The sequence below is a fragment of the Mycobacterium uberis genome (assembly GCF_003408705.1).
GTDB lineage: Bacteria > Actinomycetota > Actinomycetes > Mycobacteriales > Mycobacteriaceae > Mycobacterium > Mycobacterium uberis.
The window spans coordinates 43456-49889 of record NZ_QAYL01000005.1 but is presented as its reverse complement, the minus strand read 5'-3'; the positions used below and the strand labels follow the sequence as shown (position 1 = coordinate 49889).

Sequence of the window (6434 nt, the reverse complement as noted above, 5' to 3'; positions counted from 1 at the left end):
CGCACTCTAAACCGGAAAAACCAGTTTTCCTCGTTTTCTAGGGTTAAGACCCTGGCGTCGCAAGGCAACGAAATCAATCGAAAGAGACAGCAAATAATGACAGCACGTTTTATGACCGATCCGCAGTCGATGCGGGATATGGCGCGCCGTTTTGAAGTGCATGCTCAGACCGTGGAGGACGAGTCTCACAAGATGTGGGCGTCGACGCTGAACATCGCGGGTGCGGGCTGGAGTGGGGCGGCTCAGGCGACGTCCTTTGACGTCATGGGGCAGATGAATCAGGCGTTTCGCAACATCGTGACCATGCTGCACGAGGTTCGTGATGGGTTGGGTGCTGCTGCCACCCGCTATGAGCAGCAAGAGCAGACTTCTCAGCAGATCCTGCAGGGTAGCTAGCTCCGAAAACCGCTGCTGTCCCACTACTTTCTCATTTACTTTACTAATTCAGGAGGACGATAGTTTATGCCCAGTATTAACTACCAGTTCGGGGATATTGATGCGCATGGTGCAACGATCCGCGTACAAGCGGCATCGTTGGAGGCCACGCACCAGGCCATCTTGGCGAGTGTGCGTGATGCCGCTGACTTTTGGGGTGGACAGGGTTCGGTGGCATGTGAGCAGTTCGTCAGTGATTTGGGTCGCAACTTTCAGATGATTTATGAGCAGGCCAACGCTCACGGCCGAAAGGTGCAAGCTGCCGGTAACAACATGGCTGACACGGACCGCTCTGTCGGTTCCGCTTGGGCCTAACCTCAATAAACTGGGCTGGCTAGCCAGTATGTGAAGTGGCAATCCCTTCAAATCGTAAAGACTTTAGTTTGTAGGAGGTTTGATCTTGGTGTCAGTCGAGCACTGTGGTGAGTGATCGCAAAAACTCCGCGATCAAGGGTAGACTGCTAGTCCGTCGTGTAGCGACTCTTGAGCTAGGGAGGGGCAGCTTCACAGCCTGGCAGGTACTCGGCTAAGAGGGCAGGGGCAGCGCAGTCGTCTGTATCCTAGTTCATGCTACTTGTCCGTGGTTGGGCTAGGCAGCCGGTGTTGTGTTTTTCGGCTATGTCCAGACAGATGTATTTCGTAGTCGACAGGGCTAAAGTATGCCGTTGAGGGAATGCCTGCGTTGACGGGCTTCTTCCTTCGGTATGGGAAGTCCTTGTTACGGAACAACTTTCATTCAATAATGGAGTTGTAGTATTTCACTGACTGTGTTTGTTGTGTGGTGTTGTCGGTTGTAACGGCGTCACCGGGTTCTATAGTTGAGAATCCGGTGATGGGGGGCCGTGCTCGGCGTTGTGGGCGGGGCCATGGTGGCAGGGTGTCCATCCGGTTGATGTGAATCGAGTTCAGTCCGTGGCGGTTTCCGCGATGGCTATGCATATTGCCTTTTCATCAACGATGGCATAATCGGTGGCGAAAACGGTGTTCAATGCATGCAGAGCTAGGTTGTTGACCGTGTGGGGGAACCGTGAGAAGCGTTGTAGATCAGCTGGATCGCGTCTCCGGAGAAGGGAGTGTCGGCTCTTCATGGTGGTTTTACAGCGATGTTGCTCATCAGGCGGATGGCTATCGAGCTGTCGATTGTCCAACAGGTGGGCTTCAGTCGATCACCAGAGCGGGGTTGCCTCCCCGTTCGGTGGTGAGCGCCTCGGCGGCTTGGGGTCAGGGTGGATTTGTGGTAGGCGGGGATATGCTCGAAGGTGGTCACGATGTGGTGTGTGAGCATACTGCGCACCTACATCGTGGGGTTGGCTGTTAGGTGATCATGTGCCGGGGCGGACCTCGCCGCTAGTCGAGAATGATCGTTAAGGAAGACAAGCCGGTAGGTTTTGCGATCATTGCTCCGCGGCCCATGTAGCCTGTTGCTGCCCCCGAGCTCGTTGGGGTCAGCTGTCTCGAAAACCGGCCTATGCTCGTTGGCGTTCGGGTCCGTCAACTTCAGCCGATGAAAATGGTGCAGCAGGGTGAAGTCCGAGGACACCCACCCGGTGGTGGTGCGCAAGATCCGGACCGCCTGCGCCACCGTGCGGGTGGGGTTTTCTCTTCAGTGATACGGCCAGCTCCAGCACATGTATGTCAGTGCTGGCGGCTAGCAGCTGCTGGAGCGAGTATCAGCGCTGTCAAGCCTGTTGGCCGCGGGAGCGTTGGATCCATCGGTCCCGTGTCTCCCGCAAAATGCGGATTTGGCTACCGAACAGGTCGGTATAGGTGTCAGCGGTGATCTCGCACATTAGTTTGCCGTGTTGTTTGGTCAATAGCCCTTCATTGAGGGCCGGGCAGGTCATCTGATAGCAGAATAACCTGATCGCTTGCGCGCACTCGCGGCGTTTGTGCTTTTTCAATGACACCTTCTTGGTTCTTCTTTCCCCAGCGAAGGTCTGCCCGAAACCGTTTGTCGAGCAGGCACCTTGACGAGGACCGCCGATCGTCACCCCGTAGCAAGGGAGACTGTGTTGCACAGGCTCAGCTGCGTGGTGGCGGCCAGTCGGTTGCCAACAGCCGACCATCACTTGCCGCGACCGCCATCAGATGTGGTGTTATCGCGCCCAGCAATTCGGCCTCACCGAAGCGGAACCGGATTGCCATGGTCGGTAATTACCACCGCGGCCAGTGTGTAGCGTCATCCGCATCCTGTCGCGTTTGGGATCATTACGTTCACTCCGGCTAGTCACCGCCACACCGAGGAACCAGCAGTGAAGTGCCTTTTGATAGCTCGTCTGCGCAGGCGAGTGGCCAATAGATTTGTGCTATTCTCACGGGTGACGGCACCCTGGTGACCGAAGCGGGTGCGGCAAGTATTTCCTTATGTCGTCATTTAAAGCAGGGAGTCAATTTTTGTTACCCGAGAGCGATTAAAGGAGTTAATTCCGCGTAGTTTAGCCTCAAAATTTCACGGTCGCCTGAGTTTTCCTTTCGTGCTACTGAGATCACGAGTAAATTTTTATTTACGGCGTAACCGTACGACATACGGCACCATCACCTCGTCAGACACCCCCAAGTCACACTCAACGAGCTTCTCTCAACCGATTGAGGCCGCTTCTCGGGATAACTCATACCTGAGTGAAAAATTTCGAAGCTACCGGATACGGTCGACAATGGTCCGAAGATTACTCGAAAAACCGTGGTGTGGTGGCTTACTGTCTTGGATATCATGTCGAGCGGCCGCGCCTGACAGGGCTGATCGGCATCACGCGAGCGGGTTTCACGGTAGCGCGCCGGCGAATAGCAAGCCTAGTGAGTTCGAAGTCAACCCGGCTTCCCGGAAGGGGTTAATGGGTTTGGTGCTTTGGAGACGGTACCGAAGATTATAGCTCATTCCGAATTCGCTGTGTTGATTCAACAACTTAAATGGAGCAGAAATAAAGCAGAAGCTTCCTCGCCTTTGCGTCGCGCTATTAATTTGTGCTATACTAACTCAATTTTCTGTTATAGTTGTCAGTGCTGAGCTGATCTGCCAAACTCGCACAGGCCGGACATGACGAAGGGTTATTGCCCGGATGATCGATGAGGTTGGGGTGAATTAGTCGTGTGCAACGGTGAGAAGTATCCCGACTGGTCGTTTTGGCACCAGTGGATGAAACCCTGGATGGCCGTTGCTCAGTTCTACTACGACTGTGTCGGGGCAACAGGGCAATTCCGCCCGAGCAGTCTGCCCCGCCCGGAACCTGACCGCAGCGGGTGGACACTATAGCCACCTTTGAAAATTGGCAGTAGTACGCTGTTTGCAGGAGTGTGAGTTGATCAGGCTGAAGTAGATACGGACGCGCGTCACCTCGCCTAGATCGCCGTGGCAGATATGTTTTCTCCCTGAAGCAGTCTATGTTTCGTGTTTACGAGGCAGGTAGGGCGGGCTACCCCTGGCGTCACTATATTGGGCTGTTCGTCTCACTCCTGTCGCTCACACAGTTTCGGAAGGCTGGTAGCGAGGGAACACGCCGGTGGGTGGCGGCAGCACCGTGCCAGGGGTCAGCCGCACACCGACGGCAGAGAACATCCGTTGCTCTCCGGCCTGGCCAAGCAAGTCCAATAGCTTGGCGGCCGATTCCGGCATGACAGGCTGAACGAGCAACGCTGCGATGCGCACCGTCTCGCAGGTCGTGTAGAGGACGGTGCGGAACCTGATCTGATCCGCTTCGGATTCGCTCTTGCGTAAGACCCAGGGCTGCTGTGCCGAAAAGTACTTGTTCGCCTCGCCGAGCATTAGCCAGATGGTTTCCAAGGCCAGATGCATCGTTTGTCGGTCAAAATCGTTGCGCACCTGCTCTAACAAGCCGTCGGCCGCCGTGAATAGTGCAGTGTCGGCGGTGGTGAACTCACCGGGTTCGGGCACCACCCCGCCCAGGTTCTTGGCTACCATCGACAGCGACCGTTGGGCCAGATTGCCTAGCTCGTTGGCCAGGTCGGTATTGATCCGGGTGATGATTGTTTCTTTGCTGTAGCTGCCGTCCTGGCCGAACGGGACTTCGCGCAACAGAAAATATCTGACCTGGTCCACGCCGAACGTTTGTACCAGCGCCACCGGGTCGACGGTGTTGCCCACCGACTTGCTCATCTTCTCTCCGCGGTTGTGTAAGAACCCGTGTGCGAAAATCCTTCGCGGTAGCTCGATTCCGGCTGACATCAAAAACGCCGGCCAGTAGACAGCATGGAATCTGATGATGTCCTTGCCGATCATGTGTAAATCGGCGGGCCAGTAACGACCGAACAACTCCGAGTCAGTGTCGGGGAATCCGGCCCCAGTGAGGTAATTGGTCAGCGCGTCGACCCAGACGTACATGACATGGTCAGGATGTTCTGGGACCTGTACACCCCAGTCGCATGAGGTGCGCGAGATAGAGAAATCGTCCAGTCCGCCGGAGACAAAGCTGATCACTTCGTTGCGCCGCACCTCGGGTCCGATAAAATCGGGGTTGGCGTCGTAGTGGGCCAGCAACTTGTCGGCATATGCTGACAGCCGGAAGAAGTAGGTCTGCTCCTTCTCGGTCCAGGTGACCGGCGTGCCGGTTTCTGTTGCGATTCGGGTGCCGTCCTCGAGAAGTTGGGTCTCTGAGTCGACGTAAAACCGTTCGTCTCGCACCGAGTACCACCCGGAATAGGTGCCTAGGTAGATGTCGCCGGCCGCATCCATCCGCCGCCAGATTTCCTTAGACGCTTTGTGGTGGTCGGCGTCGGTAGTGCGGATAAACCGATCGAAGGAGATGTTGAGCGACTCTTGCATACGCTGAAATACATCCGAGTTACGCCGAGCAAGTTGCGTGGTCGGCACACCGGCGGCCTCGGCGGCCTGTGCGACCTTCAGGCCATGTTCGTCGGTTCCGGTCAGGAAACGCACGTCGAAGCCATCGAGCCGTTTGAAGCGGGCAATCGCGTCGGTGGCGATGTATTCGTATGCGTGACCAACGTGCGGTGTAGCGTTCGGATACGCGATGGCGGTGGTTACGTAATAGGACCTCATCGAAACTCCACCTTATTGTGTACGCGTGAGTTCTCACCGTCCAGTTAAACAAGACGTGTCGCCCGCTCCGGAACCCCTGTCGCCGTTGATCGACGCCCATACTCATCTCGACGTATGTGGCGCCCGTGACGCCGATGACGTGAAAGCCATTGTTCAGCGAGCCGCGGCTGTCGGCTTGGTTGCGGTCGTCACTGTCGCCGACGACTTGAACTCTGCACGTTGGGTCACTGCGGCCACCGAGTGGGACCGGCGGGTGTATGCGGCGGTAGCGTTACACCCGACGCGCGCAAACGCGCTAACCGATGCCACTCGGGCCGAGATCGAACGACTGGCGGCCCATCCTCGGGTAGTAGCTGTCGGCGAGACCGGTATGGATCTGTATTGGCCCGGCCGCCTCGATGACTGTGCCTCACCTGATGTGCAGCGTGAGGCGTTTGCTTGGCATATCGATCTGGCCAAGCGGTGCGGCAAACCGCTGATGGTCCACAACCGGCAAGCCGACGCGGAGGTGCTGGACATCTTGCGCGCCGAAGGTGCCCCCGACCAAGTAATCTTTCACTGCTTTTCGTCGGACGTTGGGATGGCCCGCCACTGTGTAAATGCCGGGTGGGTGCTCAGCTTGTCCGGGATGGTGAGTTTCGGTACTGCTCGTACCCTGCGGGAAGCTGTTCCATTGATCCCAGCGCAGCAGCTTCTAGTGGAAACCGACGCGCCATTTTTGACCCCGCATCCCCACCGCGGTTTAGCAAACGAACCCTACTGTCTTCCTTACACCGTTCGGGCGGTTGCTGAACTGCTAGGTCGCACCCCCGAAGAACTGGCACAAATCACTACCAGCAATGCTCGCCGTATATATCAAATAGGATTTGGTTAGTTCAGACGAAGGGAGCGCCGGCGCGATTTTTCTTCCAGCCTGCGCATCGGAGTTGCTACGCATTGATCGGTTCGTTATGATCTTGTGATCAAACGGTGGCCTTGCTGGCCC

7 protein-coding genes are annotated in these 6434 nt (G+C 56.5%); 3 read left to right on the top strand and 4 right to left on the bottom strand.

Annotation, left to right across the window (positions count from 1 at the left end):
• The first annotated feature begins 96 nt into the window (after positions 1-96).
• Both MUBE_RS04365 and MUBE_RS04360 read left to right on the top strand, forming a co-directional pair.
• Complete coding sequence (locus tag MUBE_RS04365) at positions 97-396, top strand: WXG100 family type VII secretion target (protein WP_116539434.1); 300 nt, start codon at positions 97-99, stop codon at positions 394-396.
• A gap of 66 nt (positions 397-462) precedes the next feature.
• Positions 463-750: a WXG100 family type VII secretion target gene (locus MUBE_RS04360; protein WP_116539621.1), complete on the top strand. Its 288-nt coding sequence runs from the start codon at positions 463-465 to the stop codon at positions 748-750.
• 979 nt (positions 751-1729) lie between these two features.
• Here MUBE_RS04360 and MUBE_RS04355 read toward each other — a convergent pair.
• The 4 genes from MUBE_RS04355 to metG all read right to left on the bottom strand — a co-directional run bounded on the left by MUBE_RS04355 (position 1730) and on the right by metG (position 5449).
• A complete protein-coding gene (locus tag MUBE_RS04355) occupies positions 1730-2017 on the bottom strand; it encodes a hypothetical protein (protein ID WP_116539620.1) in 288 nt (95 codons plus the stop codon).
• A 97-nt stretch (positions 2018-2114) separates the two neighbouring features.
• Positions 2115-2342, bottom strand: coding sequence for a hypothetical protein (locus MUBE_RS04350; protein ID WP_165849694.1), 228 nt, complete (start codon positions 2340-2342; stop codon positions 2115-2117).
• Between the two features lie 115 nt (positions 2343-2457).
• Positions 2458-2580 (bottom strand): hypothetical protein, encoded by a 123-nt coding sequence (locus tag MUBE_RS18855; RefSeq protein WP_279386664.1) that lies wholly within the window; start codon positions 2578-2580, stop codon positions 2458-2460.
• A gap of 1312 nt (positions 2581-3892) precedes the next feature.
• The gene (gene metG / locus MUBE_RS04345) at positions 3893-5449 is read right to left on the bottom strand and encodes a methionine--tRNA ligase (RefSeq protein WP_116539618.1); all 1557 of its coding nucleotides are present in this window, start codon (positions 5447-5449) and stop codon (positions 3893-3895) included.
• Positions 5450-5474: 25 nt separating this feature from the next.
• Between metG and MUBE_RS04340 the strand changes: the two genes are divergently transcribed.
• A complete protein-coding gene (locus MUBE_RS04340) occupies positions 5475-6323 on the top strand; it encodes a TatD family hydrolase (RefSeq protein WP_207801650.1) in 849 nt (282 codons plus the stop codon).
• Positions 6324-6434: the final 111 nt, after the last annotated feature.